This window comes from Chondromyces crocatus (assembly GCF_001189295.1).
Taxonomy (GTDB): domain Bacteria; phylum Myxococcota_A; class Polyangia; order Polyangiales; family Polyangiaceae; genus Chondromyces; species Chondromyces crocatus.
Window position 1 is genome coordinate 8,773,207 of sequence record NZ_CP012159.1, and the last position, 18,740, is coordinate 8,791,946.

At 70.2% G+C, this 18,740-nt stretch carries 12 protein-coding genes and 1 pseudogene; 5 read left to right on the forward strand and 8 right to left on the reverse strand.

The features are described 5' to 3' along the window. Window positions 1-15: 15 nt before the first annotated feature. Complete coding sequence (locus CMC5_RS31600; RefSeq protein WP_050433883.1) at window positions 16-1,584, reverse strand: amidase; 1,569 nt, start codon at window positions 1,582-1,584, stop codon at window positions 16-18. Window positions 1,585-1,714: 130 nt separating this feature from the next. Here CMC5_RS31600 and hrpB point away from each other — a divergent pair, with 130 nt between their 5' ends. Continuing rightward, the gene (gene hrpB, locus CMC5_RS31605) at window positions 1,715-4,333 is read left to right on the forward strand and encodes an ATP-dependent helicase HrpB (RefSeq protein ID WP_050433884.1); all 2,619 of its coding nucleotides are present in this window, start codon (window positions 1,715-1,717) and stop codon (window positions 4,331-4,333) included. Window positions 4,334-4,349: 16 nt separating this feature from the next. Here hrpB and CMC5_RS31610 read toward each other — a convergent pair whose 3' ends face one another. Both CMC5_RS31610 and CMC5_RS31615 read right to left on the reverse strand, forming a co-directional pair. Next, entirely contained in the window at window positions 4,350-5,363 is a 1,014-nt protein-coding gene (locus tag CMC5_RS31610; RefSeq protein ID WP_050436241.1) for a hypothetical protein, read from the reverse strand. 10 nt (window positions 5,364-5,373) lie between these two features. Continuing rightward, window positions 5,374-6,474, reverse strand: a complete 1,101-nt coding sequence (locus CMC5_RS31615; protein WP_050433885.1) for a bifunctional chorismate mutase/prephenate dehydratase — start codon at window positions 6,472-6,474, stop codon at window positions 5,374-5,376. A gap of 155 nt (window positions 6,475-6,629) precedes the next feature. On the opposite strand from CMC5_RS31615, the gene CMC5_RS47965 reads away from it, so the two are divergent. Then, window positions 6,630-6,821, forward strand: coding sequence for a hypothetical protein (locus CMC5_RS47965; protein ID WP_245678630.1), 192 nt, complete (start codon window positions 6,630-6,632; stop codon window positions 6,819-6,821). Window positions 6,822-6,847: 26 nt separating this feature from the next. Here the strand turns inward: CMC5_RS47965 and CMC5_RS47970 are convergent. Continuing rightward, window positions 6,848-6,994 (reverse strand): annotated as a pseudogene (locus CMC5_RS47970) (FmdB family zinc ribbon protein); the annotation flags it as partial. Window positions 6,995-7,347: 353 nt separating this feature from the next. On the opposite strand from CMC5_RS47970, the gene smc reads away from it, so the two are divergent. Both smc and CMC5_RS31630 read left to right on the forward strand, forming a co-directional pair. Further along, window positions 7,348-10,944: a chromosome segregation protein SMC gene (smc, locus tag CMC5_RS31625; RefSeq protein WP_050433887.1), complete on the forward strand. Its 3,597-nt coding sequence runs from the start codon at window positions 7,348-7,350 to the stop codon at window positions 10,942-10,944. A 283-nt stretch (window positions 10,945-11,227) separates the two neighbouring features. Next, on the forward strand, window positions 11,228-11,938 hold the full coding sequence (locus tag CMC5_RS31630; RefSeq protein WP_050433888.1) for a hypothetical protein: 711 nt from the start codon (window positions 11,228-11,230) through the stop codon (window positions 11,936-11,938). Here the strand turns inward: CMC5_RS31630 and CMC5_RS31635 are convergent. After that, window positions 11,929-14,550: a bifunctional serine/threonine-protein kinase/formylglycine-generating enzyme family protein gene (locus tag CMC5_RS31635; RefSeq protein ID WP_050433889.1), complete on the reverse strand. Its 2,622-nt coding sequence runs from the start codon at window positions 14,548-14,550 to the stop codon at window positions 11,929-11,931. The two genes, CMC5_RS31630 and CMC5_RS31635, sit on opposite strands and share 10 nt — an antisense overlap. Before the next feature lie 106 nt (window positions 14,551-14,656). On the opposite strand from CMC5_RS31635, the gene CMC5_RS31640 reads away from it, so the two are divergent. Further along, window positions 14,657-16,303 (forward strand): sigma 54-interacting transcriptional regulator, encoded by a 1,647-nt coding sequence (locus CMC5_RS31640; protein WP_169796721.1) that lies wholly within the window; start codon window positions 14,657-14,659, stop codon window positions 16,301-16,303. Window positions 16,304-16,398: 95 nt separating this feature from the next. Here CMC5_RS31640 and CMC5_RS31645 read toward each other — a convergent pair whose 3' ends face one another. From CMC5_RS31645 to CMC5_RS31655, 3 genes are all read right to left on the reverse strand, one after another. Next, on the reverse strand, window positions 16,399-16,755 hold the full coding sequence (locus CMC5_RS31645; RefSeq protein ID WP_050433891.1) for a CVNH domain-containing protein: 357 nt from the start codon (window positions 16,753-16,755) through the stop codon (window positions 16,399-16,401). A gap of 268 nt (window positions 16,756-17,023) precedes the next feature. Beyond that, on the reverse strand, window positions 17,024-17,779 hold the full coding sequence (locus CMC5_RS31650) for an SDR family NAD(P)-dependent oxidoreductase (protein ID WP_050433892.1): 756 nt from the start codon (window positions 17,777-17,779) through the stop codon (window positions 17,024-17,026). A 29-nt stretch (window positions 17,780-17,808) separates the two neighbouring features. After that, on the reverse strand, window positions 17,809-18,582 hold the full coding sequence (locus CMC5_RS31655; RefSeq protein ID WP_050433893.1) for an SDR family oxidoreductase: 774 nt from the start codon (window positions 18,580-18,582) through the stop codon (window positions 17,809-17,811). Window positions 18,583-18,740: the final 158 nt, after the last annotated feature.

Here is an 18,740-nt window from a genome sequence, read left to right on the forward strand (position 1 = left end):
GGTCTGCACGCAGCGCTACGACGTGGCCGGAGTCACCGGGTAATCAGGCTCTCCCGAGAGCGCCTCCTCGATGGCAATCATTGCGGCCAGGACGACATGCTCTTGATAAGGAAAGCTCACGACCTGGACACCCACCGGCAGCCCGGCGCTCTTTCGGTCCACCTCGAGGGCGCGGCGCTCGAGCCGGTCTCTCGGATCGTCACGCCGCGCCTCCTCCGCCTGCACCCGGCTGACGGGGACGACTCCGGCCGGGAACTGGCAGATGTTCCACAGCATCGAGTAGCTGCCCGCCAGCGCGAAATCACGAGATGCTCCGTGCGGCAGCGCGGGGGTCGCGTGGGGCGGGCATAGCACCACGTCGAGGCGCTCCGCCCGCATTGCAGCGTGAATTGCATCACGACTCTGCCGCATAGCGTGGGTCAGCCCCCAGAGTTCTGCGGTCGACCGGGCCCCCACCGCGGTCAGGAAGCGCTCCAGTCGATGCTCGCCGGCCAGACCAGCGACCCGAGCGGCTGCGACCCGGGCGAGCGGCGGGAGCATCGCCAGCGCACGAATGGACTGGAGGGAGCGGTCGACCTCTGACCCCCGCAGCAGCGTGGCGGCCGCAGCTCCGCCATCGGCCGAGAGCGCCGAGAAGTACCCGAAGATGGCGTCTGGCATGCCGGGCGGTGTGAACGGGAGGATGGTCGCTCCTCGCGCGTGAAGGGCAGACGCAGCCTTCGTCACGGCGCGGGCCACCGCCTTGGAGGCAGGGAAGACCCCATCATCGACGTAGAAGCCGACGCGCAATCCGGCGACATCCACCGACCCTGGGTCGGAGACCGGGAGCGGAGGGACCCGGGGATCCATCGCGGCCATGGCCAGCGGATCCAGCGTCGTCATCGCCAGCGCCAGATCGCGCGCGGTGCGAGCCATCGGGCCGAGCTGGGAGCGAATGACCTCCTGACCGAGGAGGGCGCCGTTGCTGCCCTTGTTGGTCCAGCGATCGAGGGTGGGCTTGAGGCCCGCGATCCCGGCGAAATGTGCGGGGACGCGGATGCTGCCGCCGATGTCCGTCCCGACGCCGAGGGGAGAGAGTCCGGCGGCGATGGCCGCGGCTTCGCCTCCCGAGGAGCCCCCCGGGGTGTGGTCGAGGCTGAAGGGGTTGGCCGTCTGACCGAAGAGAGGGTTCCTGCTCTCATGGAACAGGAGGAGCTGGGACACGTTGGTGCGACCGAGGACCACCGCCCCCGCACGGCGGAGGAGCTGGACGATCCCCGCGTCCGTTGCAGCCCGCAGCGTCTTGCGGGCGTGGACGCCCAGCGTGGGCGCCTGGCCCTCCATGTCGAGCGATTCCTTGATGGTCACGGGCAGGCCGTGGAGGCGACTCCGCACCTCACCCCGACGGCGCTCCTCGTCGGAGCGTCGTGCGGCCGCGAGGGCTTCGCTCCGGAACACCTGCGTGAAAGCGTGCAGCTTCGGGTCGAGCGCTTCGATGCGATCGAGGTGCGCACGGGCTGCCTCTTCGGCGCTGATGGTCCCCTCCTCGAGGAGTTCGACGAGGCGGGTAGCGGATTGCTGGGTGAGGTCGGTCGCTGTGCTCACGAGCCCTGCTTGCGGTGGAGGAGATGACGCCGGGTCGACGCGACCCTGATGCCCCCACGCCTAGCACAGGTCGGTGTCCGTCAAAGCTTGCTACGCTGCGCCCCCTTCGTCCCCCAGCCACGGCTTCTCCATGCTCGCGCTCCCCATCGATCCGCTCTTGCCAGAACTCTGCTCACGCCTCCGGGCCTCGAGCGCCGTGGTCCTCGAAGCGCCTCCTGGCGCGGGCAAGACCACCCGCGTCCCCCGCGCACTGCTCGACGAGGGGTTCGCAGCCCAGGGCGAGATCCTGGTGCTGGAGCCTCGACGGATCGCGGCCCGGCTCTCCGCGCGCCGCGTGGCCGAAGAGCTGGGCGAAGAGGTCGGCCGGCGTGTGGGGTACACCATGCGTTTCGAGGAAGCGGCGGGCCCGGAGACCCGGATCCGCTTCATCACCGAGGGCGTGCTGACCCGGCGCTTGCTCGCCGATCCGACGTTGCGGGGCGTCAGCGCCGTTCTGCTGGACGAGTTTCACGAGCGCCACCTCGCCGGTGACGTGGCCCTCGCGCTGCTCCAGCGCCTCCTCGGAGGGGCCCGTCCCGATCTCAAGGTGGTCGTGATGTCGGCTACGCTCGATGCGGGACCCATCGCTGCGTTCCTGGGGGGCAGCGCGCCCGTGCCCATCCTGCGCGCCGAGGGGCGCATGTTCGAGGTGACCATCGAACACCTGCCTCGCCCCGACGAGCGCCCTCTGGAAAGCCAGATCGCCTCGGCAGTCCGGCAGCTCCTCCAGGACGGGCTCGAGGGTGACGTGCTCGTCTTTCTGCCAGGAGCCGCCGAGATCCGGCGAGCGATGGAGGCTTGCGGCAACCTCGCTCGCAGCGCCGATCTGCTTCTGGTCCCTTTGCACGGCACGCTCGGCCCGGCCGAGCAAGACCGCGCCGTCCGTCCTGCCGATCGGCGCAAGATCATCTTCTCGACCAACGTCGCGGAGACCTCCGTCACCATCGACGGTGTCACCGCCGTCATCGACAGCGGGCTGGCCCGCGTGGCGGCCCACTCGCCCTGGTCCGGCCTGCCCACGCTGCGCCTCGCGCCCGTCTCCAAGGCCTCGGCCACCCAGCGGGCCGGGCGCGCCGGTCGCACCCGCCCCGGGCGCTGCTTGCGCCTCTACACCCGCACCGACTTCGCTGGGCGACCGGATCACGACGCGCCCGAGGTGCGGCGCGCCGATCTCGCCGAGGCGGTCCTCGATCTCCACGCCGCAGGCGTCGACGATCTCTCCCGCTTCGGCTGGCTGGAGGCGCCACCTCCCGCAGCGGTCATCGCGGCCGAGGACCTCCTCGTCCGGCTCGGCGCGCTGGTGCGGACCCCAGCGGCTGCTTCCTCCGATCCCGCGAGCCAGCGCCGCCTCCAGGTCACCGCCACTGGCCGGCGCATGCTCCACTTCCCGACCCATCCCCGCCTCTCGCGGATGATCCTCGAAGCCGAGCGCCGCGGTGTCGCGGCCGACGGCTGCGCCCTCGCAGCGCTCGCCGGGGAGCGCGAGATCCAGACGTCGTCCGGTCGCCGCACCGACGCTCGCGGCAGCTCGGATCTCATCGCCGCCCTCGACCGCCTCGACGAAGCCGCTGCAGCCCGCTTCGATCACGATCGCCTCCGCTGGATGGGTGTCGACCCCCTCCGCGCCACGGCCGTCGACCGCACCCGCAAGCAGCTCGCCCGCATGGCCGACCGACGCGCAGCCGCCCCCGGCTCTCCCGAGGCGCACGAAGAGGCCCTCCTCATCGCCATCCTTGCCGGCTTCCCCGATCGCGTGGGCCGCCTGCGCCGTCCCCAGAACGCCACCGGCCGCGCCGGTCGCGAGGTGGTGCTCGCCGCTGGCGGCACCGCCGTGCTCGCCGAGAGCAGCGTGGTCGACGGCGTCGAACTCGTCGTCGCCGTCGACGTCGAAGAGCGCAGCGAAGGCGGCCGCGCGCGCGCCGTCGTGCGCTCCGCCAGCGCCATCCAGGCCGACTGGCTCCTCGACCTCTTCACCGACGCCATCGTCGACACCGCCGAGGCGGTCTGGGTCGAAAGCGCCGAGCGCGTCGAGGTGCTGCGACGCCTCTCCTACGACGGCCTCGTACTGGAGGAGAGCCGCATGGCCGCCGCCGACGGCACCCCGCTCGCGGCCACCGCCGAGAGCGCGCTCGCCACCCGGGCCAAGCTCCGCGGCTGGCGCACCTTCACCAAGGGCGACGATCTCGACCGCTGGCTCGCGCGCGTCGCCTTCGCCCGGTCGAGCTGCCCGGAGCTGGCCCTCCCCGCCCTCGGCGACACCGAGCTCGATGCCACCCTGGAGGATCTCTGCGTGGGGCGACGCAGCTTCGCCGAGCTGCGTGAAGCCGACTTCGCCACCGCGGTGCGCGCTACGCTCGACCCCGCCACCCGGCGGCTCCTCGAGGAGGTCGCTCCCGAGACCATCACCTTGCCGGGTGGGCGCCGCGCGAAGCTCGAGTATCCCCCTGGCGCGCCCCCGTCCCTCGCCTCCAGGCTGCAAGACTTCTTCGGCATGGCCGATGGCCCGGTGGTCGCGCGAGGCCGCGTCCCCGTCGTTCTGCACCTCTGCGCCCCCAACCAGCGCCCGGTCCAGGTCACCACCGACCTGCGCGGCTTCTGGGCACGCCACTACCCGGCCGTCGCCAAGGAGCTGCGCCGCAAGTACCCGCGGCACGCCTGGCCCGACGATCCCCTCACCGCGCGCCCCCCCACCGGCGGCCGACCTCGCTGAAGCCCGGCGATGGCGCTCAGCGCTGCACGGCCACGTTCTTCAGCACCTCCGCCCCCTGCCGGAGCAGCATCCGCGCCATGGTGTCGTTCAGCGGCAGCGTGAACGCCACCTCGCTCTGATGCTGAGCCACCTGCATCTGCGGCGCGGACCCGAGCCCCCATGACGTGAGCAGCGACGCCACCCGGGCGATCTGCTCCACGTTCCGCAGCGCCTGCGCCCCGCTCGCCGCCGTCTGCGGATCGCCGTACGTCAGCGTCCCCGCGTAATTGACACCCGGCGACAGAAAATTCCCCAGCACCCGCACGTATTTCAGCCCCGCGAGGAACGGCACCTGCTGCGCCGCGCTCGCCACCGCGGCCTGGCCCGAGAGATCCCCCGCGAGCGCGAACGCCGCGCCCTGCGTCTCGGTCAGCTGCACCATCCAAGGCGGCATGCTCCGCGACAGCTTGCCGCGCTGGATCCGATCGAGGGCGCGGCGCATCCCCGTCTCGTTCCCCGCCAGCGCCGTGCGCGGCGTCAGCGGCACGAACCCGATGTTCCCCGCCGTGTACATGTCGTTGCCCGCGTAACGCGATTTCACCAGCGGCACGCCGAGCATCGTCGTCGCCCGCGCATCGGCCGCGCGCCGGATGGCCTCGGCGTCGAAGTTCCCCTGAACCACCGCGCAGAAGTCCGCCCCCTGCATCGCGTACACCCCGCCGTAGATCCGGGTCACGTCACGCGAAGCCACGAAGTTCGACTCACGACCGATGGGCACGAGCTGGCCGACCAGGGTGTCGACCTCGCCCCCCAGGCTCGACTTGAACAGCGTCGCTGCGTCGAGGTAGGCCAGCATCAGCACGCCGCTCGGCAGGACCGACAACGGATCCTTGTCGATGGCCGCCGCGTCGATCGGCTCGCCTCCGACGAGGATCAGGCTGTCCTTGGCCGAACCACACCCCAGGAGCCCGGTCCCTACCGCGAGCACCCCCGCGCCGAGGGACAACCGCAGCGCGCCCGCGTAGAGGCGCTTCACCACCCAGCTGTTCATCCGCATGTCTTCAGAGTCGCTCGGCCGAAGGAGAAGGATCGATCCGCTCCAGCGGGAACGACCCGATGATCTTGAGCATCTTGGTCTCCCGCTTCACCCCCTCCAGCGCGGCGACCAGCGCCCTGTCCGTCGAGTGACCGCTCACCTCGACGTAGAACACGTATTCCCACCCCTCTCCGGGGATGGGACGGGAGTGGATCCGCCGCAGGTTGCAGCTCCGCTCCTTGAAGTGGTGCAGGATGTCGTGCAGCGCTCCCGGACGATCCCGCACGCTGAACAGCAGCGCCGTCGTGTCGTGCCCCGAGCGCGGCGCGGGCAACCGGGAGACGACCGCGTAGCGCAGGCGCACCTCGCCCTCGTCGCCGATGTTCTCTCGCACCACCTTCAGCTCGCGCGGCCCGGCGAACCCCCGGGGCACGATCGCCGCGGCCGTCGGGTCCTCCGTGGCAAGCTCCCAGGCCATCTGGGGCGAGCGCACGTCGATCACCAGCGCCTTCGGGTGATGCTGCTCCAGGTAGCCCACGCACGCGACGTGATCCTGGGGTGAGCTGTACACCTTCTGCACCTCGGTCGGGTTACCGACGCGGCTCACCAACACCAGCGCTTGCAGGAGTTCCCGCTCGGCGACCACCTTCAGATCGGCTCCGCCGATGGCCTGGAGCGTGGGGAAGATGGGCCCCTCGGTGAACGACTCGTAGGGGACCACCGCGAAGTCCGCGCGCGAGCGCACCACCTCGTCGAGCGCGGCGGAGGTCGCCTCCACCCGTACGAACTCCGCCCCGTGACCGAAGTGATCTCGCGCGGCGAGCCACCCGAAATCGCCCTCGGCGCCGAGGAACACCACCCGCGGTGTGATCTCCGAGACCCGACAGGCGGCGTCGATCGCCGTGAAGATCGGGCGAATGGCGGCCACCGGAATCCTGGAGGCCGCCGCCGCCTCCAGCTTCTGGAGGTCGCTCGCCTCGGCGAGGGGCGCGTACCGCGACGTCCCGGGCCGCAGCTTGGTCAGCTCCTGCGCGATGCGCGCCCTGCGCTCGATCGCGCGCACGATCTCTTGATCGATCTCCGCTATCTGCGCACGGAGCTCTTCGAGTCGCTTCCTCTCGTCCATCCCTGCTCACCCTAGCACCAGGCGAGCTTGAGCGGGTGGCCGAGCACGCCCGAGCCGCTCGGCCCGAGAACCTCCGGGCGCGCCACCGTGCCCCCGGAGGCCTGGATTCAGACCGAACCGTTCCCCCCTCGGGAGGCCGCGCGCTTCAGGAAGCCGTGCTCGTCGAGGAGGACGAGGTCGATGTGCTCGGTGCAGCGGTGCTGGTGCTGGAGGAGGCCGAGCTCTCGCTGCTCGAGCTGCTGCCCGCAGTCGGCGTGCTCGCCGCCGACTCGCCCGAGCTGCTCCCCTCAGACTTGCTCGCGCCATCGCTGCCCTTGTCGGGGCGCGCGTTCGAGCCACCCGAGTAGAGGTCGGCGTACCAGCCGCTCCCCTTCAGGATGAACCCGGTCCCCCGGGAAATCTGACGCTTGGCGGTCGCATTGTTGCAACGTGGACAGTCTTTGAGCGGATCGTCCTTGATGGACTGCTCCGCCTCCCATTCGTGGGTACACGACGAACAGGCGTACTCGTAGGTGGGCATCGGGGTTGTACTCCTGGAACAAGCGACGGGTACGGCTCGCCTAGCCACCTGTCAAGGTGAGTGCCGCCCCAGCAGGGTGCCAGGGCCATCGAAAGAACGTTCGAACGAGCACCAACGGCGACTCCGCTCACGTCGCCAGCACGCCTTCCGACCTGGTGAAACCTCGTCGCGCGTTCAGTCCTCACGCCCATGGTTCAGCCCGGATCGAAAAGGGCGGCCAGAGCATCGGGGGTGCGATCCATGATCTTGCCGCCGCAGGAGGTTGACCTTAGACCGCGTCCCTGGTGGCAGTACGTGACGTGCGGTGACGCTATATCACCCCGCGGGGACTGACCGACCGCCCTGATTCTCTCATGCGCATCCGCAAGCTCGAAATCTCTGGCTTCAAGTCGTTCGTCGACCGGACCCTCATCCACTTCGACAGCGACGTGATCGGCATCGTCGGACCGAACGGCTGCGGCAAGTCCAACATCGTCGACGCCATCCGCTGGTGCATCGGCGAGCAGAGCGCCAAGCACCTCCGCGGCAAGTCCATGTCGGACGTCATCTTCAACGGGTCCGAGACCCGCCCGATGCACGGCATGGCCGAAGTGACGCTGACCTTCGAGAACAGCGACCCCGAGTCCGCGGCGCAGCTCCCGCTCGAGTACAAGGATTACGCCGAGATCGCCGTCACCCGGCGCCTCTACCGCGACGGCACCAGCGAGTACCTGATCAACCGCACCCAGGTCCGCCTCAAGGACGTCACCGACCTGTTCCTGGGGACCGGCGTCGGGACCAAGGCCTACTCCATCATCGAGCAGGGCAAGATCGGCCTCATCGTCTCGGCCCGCCCCGAGGACCGGCGCATGCTCATCGAGGAGGCCGCCGGCATCACCAAGTACAAGGCACGCAAACGCCAGGCCGAGCAGAAGATGGAGCAGACCCGCCAGAACCTGCTCCGCGTCGGAGACATCGTCTCCGAGATCCAGCGCAGCCTCGCCTCCCTCAAGCGCCAGGCCGCCAAGGCGGAGCGCTATGTCGCGTACCGCAAGGAGGTGGAGGACCTCATCCTCCACGAGGCCTCGCACAAGTACCTGGAGATCACCGTCCTCAACCAGCGCGAGGAGTTCGCCCGCAAGGACCACGCCGAGCAGGAACAGGTCGCCAAGACGGCGCTGGGGACCCGCGAGGCCGAGCTGGAGGTCAGCCGCCTCGAAGCCCTCGCCTGCGAGGAGCGGGCCGAGCGCGCCCAGAACGAGGCCTTCATGGCCGACAACGAGGTGCGCACCCACGAGGCGGAGATCGCCCGCGCCAAGGACAAGCTTCGCCACCTCGAAGAGCGCCGCACCGTCGCCGCCCGCGAGCAGGCCGACCTGGAGCGCTCCATCCAGGAACTGAGCGCCGAGCGCGCGCAGCTCGAAGCCCAGCTCGGTGCCGTCGCCGAGGAAGAGGCCCAGGAGAACGAACTCGCCCTCGAACAGCACGAGCGCCTCGAAGAGGTCCGCTACGGTGAGCGCAACGCCGAGCAAGAACTCGCCGTGCTCCGCAAGCGCGCCGCCGAGGCCACCGCGGCCGTCGCCGCCGCCGAGGCCACGCTCACGGGCTTCGATCGCCGCCTGGTCGACATGAGCCAGCGCCGCGCCAAGCACGAGGACGAGCTGGGACGCCTGAGCTTCGAGGGCGAGGACTTCGAGCGGCGCCGCTCGGATCTGGCCCGCGAAGTCGCCGAACTCTCAGGCAACAAGCAGTACGCGACGGACGAGCGTGCGCGCCTCGACACCGAGCTGAAGCAGCTCCGCGAGCAGGCCGTCACCTCCGATCGCACCGTCGAGCAGGCCAAGAACGAGCTGAACCAGCGCAGAAACCGCCTCCGCGCCCTCGAAGAGCTGCACACCCGGCTCGAAGGCGTCGGTGCCGGCGTGAAGAACCTCCTCAAGACGAAGGACCCGGCATTGCTCGGCCTCGTCGCCGACCGCGTCGAGGCCCCCGCCGAGCTGACCGCGGCCTTCGCCGCCTTGCTCGGCGATCAGCTCCAGTGCGTCGTCGTGAGCGATCTCGATCGCGCGATGAGCCTCCTCGGCGATCTGGCCCAGAAGAAGCAAGGCCGCGCCAGCGTCATCGCCACGAACCCGACCTGGATCCCCGACCCGAACTTCACGCTCCCCGAAGGGGAAGGCGTCCTCGGCCGCCTCGTCGAGCGCCTGCGCTTCGCCCCCGAAGACGACGCCCTCATCCGCGCCCTCGTCGGTGACGCCGTCGTGGTGGAGAGCGCCGAGGTCGGCGCGCGCCTCGCCGCCCAGGGCCTCCGCTGCCCGCTGGTCTCGCTGGACGGCACTGTCTTCGGGTCCGACGGCACCGTCAGCGGCGGCCAGGGAGACGCGGTCGCCGCCGGCATGATCGAGCAGAAGCGCGAGATGCGCGAGCTGCACGAGTTCATCGCCCAGCGCAGCGACGAAGTCACCGCCCTCCTCGAAGCACAGCAGACCCTCCGCCAGCGCATCACCGACGCCACCGCGGCCCTGGAGCGCGCCCGCACCGAGGCCCACCAGAGCGAGATCGGCCTCCTCGCCGCCGAGAAGGACCTCAAGCGCGCCGAGGAGCAGCTCGCCGGCGCCCACAAGCGCCGCGGCGTCGTCGAGCTGGAGCTGGAAGACCTCCGCGAGCACCTCGATCTCGCCAGCGGCGAGCACGAGGCCGCCCGCGAGCGCCTCGAAGCCGGCCGCGCCACCCTCGAAGAGGCCCACGGCGGCCTGGAGCACGCCGAGCAGGTCGCCGCCGAGTGGCGCGAGCGCGTCCTCGCGCAGCAGTCGGTGGTGACCGACCGCAAGGTCCGCCTCGCCCGCGTGCGCGAGCGCGCCACCGCCGCCCGCAACACCGTCGAACGCCTGGCCCGCTCCTGCGAAGAGCTGCGCATCCGCATCGACCGCCTCGATCAGGAGCGCACCGACGGCGCCGTCGGCGCCGGCCGCGCCGCCGCGACGATCATGCTCGCCCACGAGGCCCTGCGCCGCGCCGCCGCCGAGGCCCACACCGCGCAGGCCAACCTCACCGAAGCCCGCCGCGCCCTCGACGAGAGCCGCCACGCCCTCGCCGGCCGCGAGTCCGGCTTGCGCGGACTACGCCAGCAGCTCGCCGAGATCACCGAGCGCCTCCGCAAGCACGAGCTGGCCCTCGAACGACTCGCCATCGAGCACACCCACCTCATCGAGGGCGTGCGCGAGCGCTTCCGCGGCCTCGAGCTGCACACCGTGGTCGGCGACTACCACAAGCGCCCCCCCGTCGAGGCCTCCCACCGCGCCCGCATCGTCGAGCTCACCGAGCTGCTCGATCGCATGGGCCCGGTGAACCTCGAAGCCGTCCGCGAGTACGCCGAGGCCGAGGAGCGCCACACCTACTACGCCAGCCAGAAGGCCGACCTGGAGAACGCCATCGCCGACCTGGAGAAGGCGATCGCCCAGATGAACCGCGAGTCGAAGCGCCTCTTCAAGGCCACCTACGACAGCGTCAACGCCCGCTTCAAGGTCCTCTTCCCCAAGATGTTCCGCGGCGGCACCGCCGAGCTGCGCCTCACCAACCCCGATGACATGCTGGAGACGGGCATCGAGATCCTCGCTCAGCCCCCTGGCAAGAAGCTCGGCAACATCGAGCTGATGAGCGGCGGCGAGAAGGCCCTCACCGCCGTCTCCCTCATCTTCTCCATCTTCCAGCACAAGCCCTCACCGTTCTGCATTCTCGATGAGGTCGACGCTCCCCTCGATGAAGCCAACGTCGCCCGTTACAACGAGGCGATCAGGAGCATGACCAGCCACTCGCAGTTCATCCTGATCACCCACATCAAGCGGACCATGCAGTCCGTCGACGTCCTCTATGGCGTCACCATGCAGGAGGCCGGCGTCTCCAAGCTGGTCAGCGTCCGCGTCAACGAGACCGTCCGCCGCGCCGACACCCCCTCCACCGCCGTCGCCTGAAGCGCGGAACGAAAAGCACGCCAGCTCACCGCGAGAACACGTTCGCCTCGGCGCCCATGCTGGCGCTGGAGCGGCGTGGTCATCCTGGTGCGCGCACATGTGCGGCTCGGCGTACCGGGTCCTGGGGGCGGACGCACGGGAGGTGCGGGAGGCCACGGAGTCGCACTTCCCCATGATTCATGGCGCTCGCTGCCATGCCGGGTAGACGGTATCGATGTTGCCAGGGGCCTCAGGACGAAGGGCCGCCTCGCACGACGCCGAGGTCCGGCCCTGGAGGATGATCATGGCAAACCCGATCGAGACCGTGGACCTGTCGACGTGCGCCCAGCGAAACACCGCCGTGAAGTCCCCAGCGACACCAGCAGGACCCAGCAAGCGGCCGCCCCTCGGGCAGCTCGATCCGAGCGTGAAGGACTACGCGCTCTACGATCTCACGATCACCACGAGCGGCGGGCGCCTGAAGGCCCAGGTCCTCGCGGTGAACAACCCGCACTTGACGACCTTCGGCCCGTACGAGGCCGGCGCGGAGTACTGGGTCGTCGACGAGGCCTTCGTCCGCGCCGTCAACGACACGACCTTCGCCAGACGGAAGCTCATCGTGACCGTGAGCAGCGGCGACTGGGGAAACGAAGACCCGCTCTCGGCGCGCTACGTGCTCGAGGACGCGACGAAGATCACCTGGAGTGCGGAGGAACCCCGCGATGTCACCTGGCTCGAGTGCAGCGCCGCCAACGCAGGCATCGGCATGGCCTGGAAGGACGACAACCTCACGGTCTACTGGCGCCTCCTCGGAGACGAGATGGGCCCTCCGCCTCCAGGGATCTACGCACTCTCCAGCAACAGCAGGTCCCCCTACACGTTCACCACCCAGGTCATCCCCGACAGGAACAGCGTGTGGGGGTATCACGTGAGCGGCCGGAACGAGGATCGCCTTTCACAGCAAACCCATGACCGGCTCGACGCACGTCGTGACGCGAGCCTGGATCAGCGGTAGCTGCGCGCGAGACGGATGCCAATCACGGGGCGGCGCACATCGGGACGGGCACCGAAGCGCGCCGCAGCCCGGCTGTAGGCCATCGCGCTCGCCCACGCGCCGCCCTTGATGGCCCGGAAATCGTCGTCGTCCGGCTGCGCGGCGTCGATGCAGAGGCGGTCGCCCTCCGTCCGGGGCCCCTCGTACCTCCACGTACCGAGACACCAGTCGCGCGTGTTCCCGGCGAGACCGCGCACGCCATAGGGGCTCTCGTCCGCCGGATGCCCGTGCACGCTCTGCCGCGAAGGCTCCAGGGAACTCGCATCGACGACGGCGGCGAAGGTAGGGTCGGCGTGACTCCCCCAGGGAAACTCGCGCCCATCCACGCCACGGGCGGCCTTCTCCCGCTCCAGCTCGTCGGGGAGACGCCAGGGGCCACCACGCACCCCCGCGAACCAGCGCGCGTAGGCCATCGCCGCATGCCAGTCGACGAGGACCACGGGCCAGTCTGGACGCCAGGAAAGGCCTTTCTGGTCGGGAGGCAACGAGAACAGACCACGCTCGTCGCGCTGGAAGGCCAGGTGCGCGTCCGACGTCTCTGCCAGGCCGAGCTGCGCACGAGGACAGACGGCGCGGGCTTCGGCATCGCGGCCGCAGGCCACCAGGTCGTTCATGAACGCCAGGTATTCGGCGGTGGTCACGGGGTGCCGACGGAGGATGAAAGCGTCGATCCAGAGACGTCGCCCTGGGAGGCTGTCGGACGCCCCGGAGTCGCCTCCCGTCCACGTCCACCCCGCGGGCACGTACACGTCGTCCGGCGCGAGCGCCGCCTCGTCGGGCAGCGTGATCGGAAGAGGCTCCACCGCGCCCGGCGGCACACCGTCCCAGTGGCTGTCCCGGGTGATGAGCACGGGATAGCGCACCTCGGCACGTCCGGGCGCCCGCACGACGAGGAGATAACTCCCCCGGGCGACGGGCACCTCGCGGAGGGGAGTGACGCCGAGGTCACGCACGAAGATCGGAGCGAGACGGCGGTCCTGCGAGGCGTAGCGAAACAGGGCGACCGAGGCGCCAGGGGGATCGGTCAACAGCGTCAGCGCGCCATCGCCCCGCAGGAAGGCGGCGTGCCTCCCGCGATCGTGCGCCTTCAACATCGCCTCGAAGCGTGCCGCATCCGCATCGGCGTGCGCGCGCTCGGCCCGGGTGAGGGCCTCGCGGTAGTGGTCCGCGAGCACCTCGTGCGCCTCGGGGAGCTCGCCGTCGATGGCGAGGGCGCCGTGGACGCGCTGGAGCCACAGCGTCTCGGCGAGGGCCGCTTCACGGACGCGCGCAGCAGCCTCGTCTTCGAGCTGCCACGCCGGACGCTTGGTCTCGACGGGATCGAAGGGCCGCACCTCGGCGAGACGGACCCGTGCCTGGTGCTGTGCAGCTTCGGCCGCACCGTGGAGCTTCTCGATCTCGGGACCGAGCGCCCGCGCCTCCCCCAGCACGGCGAGCGCCCGCTCCCGCCGCTGCACACCATCGAGCCACGCGAAGAGATCCTGGGCGAACCCCTCCGCCGTGCCACGCGCCGCCATCTCCCGATCCAGGGCCCTCGCGCACACCCGCGACAGCTCCAGGGGGACTGGCGCGTGCCCAGCCGCGGCGCTCTCCACGGGCGCCGGCGGCCCCGCCAGGATGGCCTGCAGCACGTCTCCTGCGGTCCCCACATAGGGAGGGCGGCCGGCGAGCAGGTGGTAGAGGATGGCGCCGAGCGCGTAAACATCGCTGGGCGGCCCGTGCCGCTCCCGCTCCCCCCTCGCCTGCTCCAGCGGCATGTACGCGGGCGTCCCGAGCACGTCGCCATGACGCGTGTGCGCGCTCCGATCATCATCGGCCCCCACGCGCGTCGGTGCGAACGCCTCGATCTCACGCCCCGACCCGATGCGCCGGGCGAGGCCCCAGTCCATGACGAGCACCTCGCCGAACTCGCCGACCATGAGGTTCTCCGCCTTGAGATCACGGTGAACGACACCACGACCGTGGGCATACGCGACGGCCTGGGCGATGCGCGCCAGCGCGTCGACGAGCCGGCGGAACGTCCAGCCCGAGGCGGTGACCCCGTAGGCCTCCGGGCCCGACGCCTGGTGCAGCTCGTCGATCAGCTTGCCGAGCGTGCAGCCACGCACCTCCTTCATCGCGTACCAGAGGCGCCCATCGGCAAGCTCCCCATGATCGTAGACCGGCACGATGCCGGGATGCTGGAGCTGCGCGGTGATCTGCACCTCGGTGAAAAAGCGCTTCCGGATGGCTGGCAACGCACCGAGCTCGGCGTGCAGGAGCTTGATGGCCAGGCGGCGTTCGAGGAGCGTGTCGCGCACGCGGCGCACCTCCCCGAAGGATCCGCGGCCGATGAAGCCCAGATCCTCGTAACGACCCGGCAGAGCGCCCCCCCCCGTGGAGACGGGCACGTCCATGTCGAAGGCCGCGGCATCTCGCGATGGCGCCGGGATGGTCACCTCGAACCTCCCCTCGCCCTCCGAGGCGACGTCCGCTCCGGAACCAATCACAGGGACGCCTGATCCCGAGCCGTCCGCAGGGAGGAGCGAGGGCTCCGTGACCAGCGTGGCGTCGTTCGGGTCGCCATCGCGCATGGAGGACGCGGATGGTAGCGTGCAGCGTTGCGCGGATGCACTCCTCCAACGAGACGCGGGCAAAGCTGTGATGGGGATTTCCTCCACACTCGATACCGCTCCCTCGATGCACCAGGCAGACGAGGACGGCACGCTCGACGTCCTCGGGCTACTCATCGCCTGGTCGCGCGACGAGCCTCACCGCGTGGGCGAGGTGGCGCTGTTCGAAATGGAAGGGGCCGCACTGCTCCTCGGCCGCGGCGATCCTCCTGGCGGATCGACCGCCGGCCGCGCCGTCTTCCTCCAGCAGCACCCGGGGACGACCACGCGCATGCCCCCGCTCGCGAGCCCCGCCGTGTCGCGCGAGCAGCTCCGGATCACGCCCCGACGAGGGCAGCTGCACATCGAGCGCCTGGGCCGCTGCCCCCTGCTCTTCCAGGGAAAGCAGGTCGACCACTGTGTCCTCGGCCCCGGGGACGCGCTGCTCCTGAAGGGGCAGCTCCTCCTGCGCTGCACGACGCGACCCCACCGGCTGCCTGCGCTGCGCGACTTCCCGGCTGCGGCGGTGAAGGGCTTCGGAGAGCCCGACGCCTTCGGACTGCTCGGCGAGAGCCCGACCGCGTGGTGGCTGCGTGACGCGCTCGCGTTCCAGGCGAAGGCAGGCGCGCACGCGCTCGTGCTGGGTCCGAGCGGCGCCGGCAAGGAGCTGGCAGCGCGCACGCTCCACCTCCTCTCCAGCCGCGCCGAGGGACCGTTCGTCGCCCGGAACGCAGCGACCTTGCCAGCCGGCCTGGTCGACGCAGAGCTGTTCGGAAACGCGAAAAACTACCCCAACCCCGGCATGGCCGAGCGCCCGGGCCTCATCGGCGCCGCGGATGGCGGCACGCTCTTCCTCGACGAGATCGGCGAGCTGCCGGCCGCGCTGCACGCCAACCTCTTGCGCGTGCTCGACGGCGACGGCGAGTACCACCGCCTCGGCGAAGCCCGAGCACGGCGGGCCCAGATGCGCCTGGTCGCAGCGACCAACCGCACCCCCGAGGCGCTCAAGCACGACCTCCTGGCGCGCTTGCCCCTCCGGCAGCGCATCCCGGGAATCGACGAGCGACGTGACGACATCCCCCTCCTCGTACGCCACCTGCTCCGACGCGCCCTCGAACGGAGCCCGGAGCTGGTAGGGCGGTTCGCCGAGCCGACCGGCGAAGTCCGGATCGGCAGCGATCTCGTGCTGCACCTGCTCGGGCGTACGTACACGACCCACGTGCGCGAACTCGATGGACTCCTGTGGAGAGCGATGGCCGCGAGCCGAGGCGAGCGGGTCACCCTGCCCGACGACATGGCAGCCGAAGAGAAGGTCGACGAGCGGGCGGCGAGCGCGTCGAGCAGGTCGAGCGCGGCGAGCAGGTCGAGCGCGGCGAGCAGGGCGAGCGCGTCGAGCGCCGAGGCGGAGGAACAGGGCCGCGTCGATGCTCCCACGGACGGCGGCTGCTTGGCGTGCACGACCAAACACCGAGGTGACACGACGTCCCCACCCCCGGCCACACCGTCCATCCCTCCTGCACCTGCAGCCCCTCCTGCACAGGCGGCCCTTCCTGCACCTGCGGCTCCACCAGCCGCGACCGCGTTCACCAGCGACCAGCTCCGAGCCGCCGTGGCTGCGCATGGCGGCAACCTGGTGAAGGCCGCTCAGGCGCTCGGTCTGTCGAGCCGCTATGCGCTCTACCGCCTTCTGCGGAAGCACGGCATCGACGTGGACTCGCTGCGCGACGACGACTGACGGACAGCGCCCTCGCTCTCCTGGAGCCCGGAAGTCCGGTCGACCCTGCTCCTCTTCACGACAGACAAGGACGAGCCGCATCACCCGGCCGCCCTTCAACCACCGTACTTCCGTCGACCATCGTGGTTGGCGATGTCCTCGCGCACGAGGTCCTGAAACTCGAAATCGCCGGGCTCCCAGCTCCCATCAGGCCTCTGGCCTTCGGCGAGGAGAGAGACCCCGTCTTCCCCGTCTTCCAGGTGAATGTTCCGCGCCATGCGCACGTAGGAGCTGCCAGGTAGGGGGATCAGCACGCCATCCCTGCTGGCGACGTAGTACGTCAGCGCGCTGTCGCTGAAGCTGCCTTCTCTCCTCGCTCGCCGGGCAGAGAGGGAGCGGCTCCCGTTCACCTGCTCGAAGGAGAGGTCACGGGAGGTCTGGGTGCAGGAGCCGGGGGAGAGTGCGTCGGCCATGTCGTTTCGCCTACCAGGAGTGGCTTTCATCGCCGGATCCGGAGCGTGCTCTCCGCCGACGATCACCCCCTCAAGCAATGCCGGTGCCGACGCGGCTCACCTCTCCTTCGCCCCCCCCCGCATGCACCTCGTGCAGAGGCACCGCGCGGAAAAGTGCATCGGCACGGCCACACCGCCCACTGCGGGCGGCCGTGTGCGCGGCGTGTGCGCCGCACATGTGCGGTGCGCGACGGCCCCTACGCCGAGACCGGGGGGCGCACACCACGCTTCAAGACAGCACGCCCCCGCTCACATCGAGCACGGAGCCCGTGATGTAGCCCGCGTTCGGCCCTGCCAGGAACACGATGGCCGCGGCCACCTCCTCGACCGTCGCGATACGACGGATCGGGTGCATGTCGAGGACCGACGGCGGCAGGTTGTGCGCCGCGCTGGCGGCCATGTCGGTGTCCATGATGCCTGCCTGCACCACATTGACGGTGATGTTGCGCGGGCCGAGATCACGCGCAGCGCCGCGCGTATAGCCGTTCACGGCCGCCTTCGTCGCAGCGTAGTCGGTCGCCCCCGGAAACAGCGAGCGGGTCCCGAGCCCCGAGCCCACGGAGATGATCCGACCCCCTTCCGGCAGCACCTTCGCAGCCGCGCGAATGTTGGCGATGACTCCCGCCACGTTGATCGCCCACTGACGATCCAGAGCGGCGACGTCGAGATCGGGATCGTCGACCCGCTTCCCCTGAACGGCGACGGCGGCATTGTTGACGAGGATGTCGAGGTGACCGAAGTGCTCGACGACCGCGCGCACGAGCGGCTCGGACTGACTCGGGTCCCCCTGATCGGCGCGGAACGCGCGCGCCCGGACACCCAGAGCGCTGACGTCACGCGCGACCTTCGCCGCCTTCTCCTCCGATGCGACATAGCTGATGGCCACATCCGCTCCCTCGCCGGCGAAGGCCAGTGCTGTGGCCGCGCCGAGTCCACGGGAACCACCGGTGATGAGAACCACTTTGCCTGCAAGTACCTTGGTCATCGAATGCTCCTTTCAATCGTCGAGGCGTGTCACCACGGCAAACGTTGCTCGCGGAAAAAGAACCCCCCCGTGGGCCCGTCGTCATCGAGCAGCGCGTGGACGACGATCGCATCCGCCCCCTCCTCGATGCCGAGGTCTGCCGACGGGCCCCCCATGTCGGTCCGCACCCAGCCCGGATGCACGGCATTCACCTTGATGCGCGTGTGTCGAAGCTCCTCCGCGAACAGCAGAGAGAACGCATTGAGCGCGGTCTTCGAGGTGTCGTACGCCAGCGTCTTGTTCGGGTAGACGGGGGAAGACGGGTCGGCTTGCAGGGTGAGCGACCCGCGGATGCTCGACACGTTCACGATGCGGCCCGCCGGCGAGCGCCGCAGGAGCGGTAGCAGCGCCTGCGTGAGCGCGAACGGACCGAAGAAGTTGGTCTCGAACGTCTCTCGAAGCACGCCGAGGGGCGTCTCGCTCGGCGACCTCGACGTGGCGGAGCCTGCGTTGTCGCTCTCGAGCCACACGGCGGCGTTGTTGATGAGCACATCCAGCCGCCCGGACGTGCGCTCGATGAACGCCACCGCATCGCGTCGATCGCTCTCGCGCGTCACATCGAGCGGGAGCGCGTACGCCTGGACGCCATCGCGCACCAGCTCGGCGACCAGCGCCTCGGCGTCTGCCCCCCGTCGGCCGGCAGCGACGACCACCGCACCGAGCGCACCGAGCCGCCGGCACACAGCCCGCCCGAGCCCGCGGGTGGCGCCCGTGACGAGCGCGACACGATCACGAAGGGGATGGAGCGTCTCCGCGTTCGACATATGTACCGATCGGTACTGTACCAATCGGTACACGTCAAGCGAAGAGGGCGACCTCACCCCCGGCGCTGCGCCCCGTGAGGGAAGGGCCGAGGTTCCCGCGGGAAAACGCCGGGAAAACGCCCTCCCACGACAACCACGGCTCGCGATCGCCCACCGAG